2 protein-coding genes are annotated in these 2,340 nt (G+C 58.2%); both read left to right on the forward strand.

Annotation, left to right across the window (positions count from 1 at the left end; genetic code table 11):
- The coding region (locus ACOYNV_RS27595) for a biotin-dependent carboxyltransferase family protein (RefSeq protein ID WP_422903025.1) at positions 1-980 on the forward strand (980 nt) is incomplete at its 5' end.
- Between the two features lie 99 nt (positions 981-1,079).
- Complete coding sequence (gene torT / locus ACOYNV_RS27600) at positions 1,080-2,150, forward strand: TMAO reductase system periplasmic protein TorT (protein WP_422903026.1); 1,071 nt, start codon at positions 1,080-1,082, stop codon at positions 2,148-2,150.
- Positions 2,151-2,340: the final 190 nt, after the last annotated feature.

The raw sequence follows: 2,340 nt of genomic DNA on the forward strand, positions 1-2,340 counted from the left end.
GTATGGCAATTAAGGTACTACAAGCCGGACTTGCGACCACCGTACAGGACGCCGGTCGCACGGGCTACTACCACCTGGGCATCCCTCTTTCCGGGGCGCTTGATCAGTACTCATTCCGCGCCGCCAATCTGCTGCTCGGTAACCCGGAAGATGCGGCGGCGCTCGAGATGACGATGCTCGGCCCTAAACTCGAATTCACGCAGGACGCACTGATCGCGCTGACCGGCGCCAACCTGCCAGCCAAGCTCGATGGTGTAGACATCGCCAACTACGAAGTCGTGGCCGTCAAGCCCGGTAGCGTGCTGAGCTTTGGCTACCTCAAGGATGGCGTTCGTGGCTACCTTGCAGTGGCCGGCGGCATTGACGTGCCCGTGGTGCTGGGCAGTCGTTCGACTTACATCCTGGGTGCCATGGGTGGCTTTTGTGGCAGAAAACTTCAAGCTGGTGACGTGCTGCCTGTCGGCGTCGCCACCGGGCCGTCGCACTTGGGCCGAAAGTTGCCGGAGCAATTGAAGCCGGTGTTCCCCAAGGACGTGCATGTCCGCGTGTTGCCGGGCCTGTACTTTCACTGGCTGACTGAAGCGTCGGGCAAATCTTTCTTTGACGATACCTGGCGCGTCGGCCCCGAGGCGGACCGCATCGGCTATCGCTTCAAGGGCGGTCGTGCCCTGGAATTCGCGCCGCGCGAGCGCCCCTTTGGCGCCGGCTCCGATCCCTCAAACATTGTTGATGCCGGTTATCCTGTCGGCTCGATTCAGGTACCCGGCGGGCTGGAGCCGATCATGCTGCACCGCGACGCCATCTCCGGCGGCGGCTACGCGATGATTGGCACCGTCATCAGTGCCGACATGGATCTGGTGGCCCAGTTGCAACCGAATTTCCGCACGCAATTTGTCGCAGTTGACATGGCGCAGGCCTTGGCGGCGCGCGCCCAGTCCAAACAGCGCCTGACCGATTTGCGAGCGGCACTGAAGACCTGAGTGTTTTTCGCATTCGTACAAGCAAGAGACTGGCTTGTATTCCCCACCTTCGCACTGACGCGAAGTTTTTTGACCTTGACTTATTAATTTGGAGACTAAATGAAAAAACTATTTGTACCCACCCTGATCGCAGGTGTCTTGTTGTCTGCTTCTCTGGCAGCACAGGCCGCCAACTGGTACCCGTACGCAGCAGAGCAGACAGAACCCGCGTTCTCCGATACTGGAGCGAAAAAGCCGGTTAACTACAGTCCGCTGCCCAAAGCATCGAAGAAGTGGAAGCTGTGCGTTTCATTCCCGCACATGAAGGACGCCTACTGGCTGGGTGTTGACTATGGTGTGGTTGAAGAAGCCAAGCGTCTTGGCGTCTCAGCCCAGGTGCTTGAAGCGGGTGGTTACACCAATTTGAACAAGCAGATTTCACAGATTGAAGACTGCGTCGCCGGCGGCGGCCAAGCCGTGGTCATCGGCGGTATTTCTGCCGACGGGCTGGTCAACTTGGTCAAGTCGCTCAGGGCGAAAAATATCCCGGTTGTTGATTTGGTGAACGGCATCAACTCTGCAGAGTTGACCGCCAAGTCGCTCGTGTCCTTCTACACGATGGGGCAGGAAGCGGGTGCCTACCTTGCCAAGAAGCATCCGGCAGGTGGTGCCAAGGCCGTGGTCGCATGGTTCCCCGGACCAGCGGGTGCGGGCTGGGTCGAGGCCGCCAACAAAGGCTTTGCAGAAGCGGTCAAAGGCAGTTCGCTCGAAGTAATGGCGCCGATGTACGGAGACACGGGCAAAGAGGCGCAGGCCAAACTGGTTGAGGACGCGCTGCAGTCCAACCCGGCTATTCGCTACATCGCCGGCACCGCCGTCACGGCGGAAGTGAGCCAGGGCATTGTGCGCGCTCGCAATTTGAAGGACAAGGTGCAGCTGGTGTCGTTTTACCTGACCCCGGACGTCTATGCCGGTATTGAAAAGGGCACGATCATGGCATCACCCGCCGACGCTATGGTGATTCAGGGGCGCATGTCCATCGACCAGGCGGTGCGTGCACTGGAAGGCAAAGACCTGATCAAACACGTGGGCCCGAAGATTGTCACGATCGACAAGACAAACCTGAAGCAGATTCGTCGCGACGACGTACTTCCACCCGCAGCATTCAAGCCGCTATTTGAAGTCAAATGATGAGAGCCTGCGGTTTGGGCAAGCTAGCTTTAGAGATTGTTTTTGCATCAAGATCAAGAGCGACCTTGTCCAGGCAGCAGGTTGATTCAAGATGAGCGATGTGCTGTTGTCCATCGAAGGTCTGTCAAAAGAGTTTCCCGGTGTGCGTGCGTTGGATGGCGTGGATTTTGAGTTGCTTGCCGGAGAGGTC

It is taken from the genome of Propionivibrio sp. (assembly GCF_049316945.1).
Classification (GTDB): Bacteria; Pseudomonadota; Gammaproteobacteria; order Burkholderiales; family Rhodocyclaceae; genus Propionivibrio.

What these genes read in the sequence shown, in the direction of transcription:
- torT (WP_422903026.1), top strand. Translation starts at nt 1,080, where the DNA reads ATGAAAAAACTATTTGTACCCACCCTGATCGCAGGTGTCTTGTTGTCT.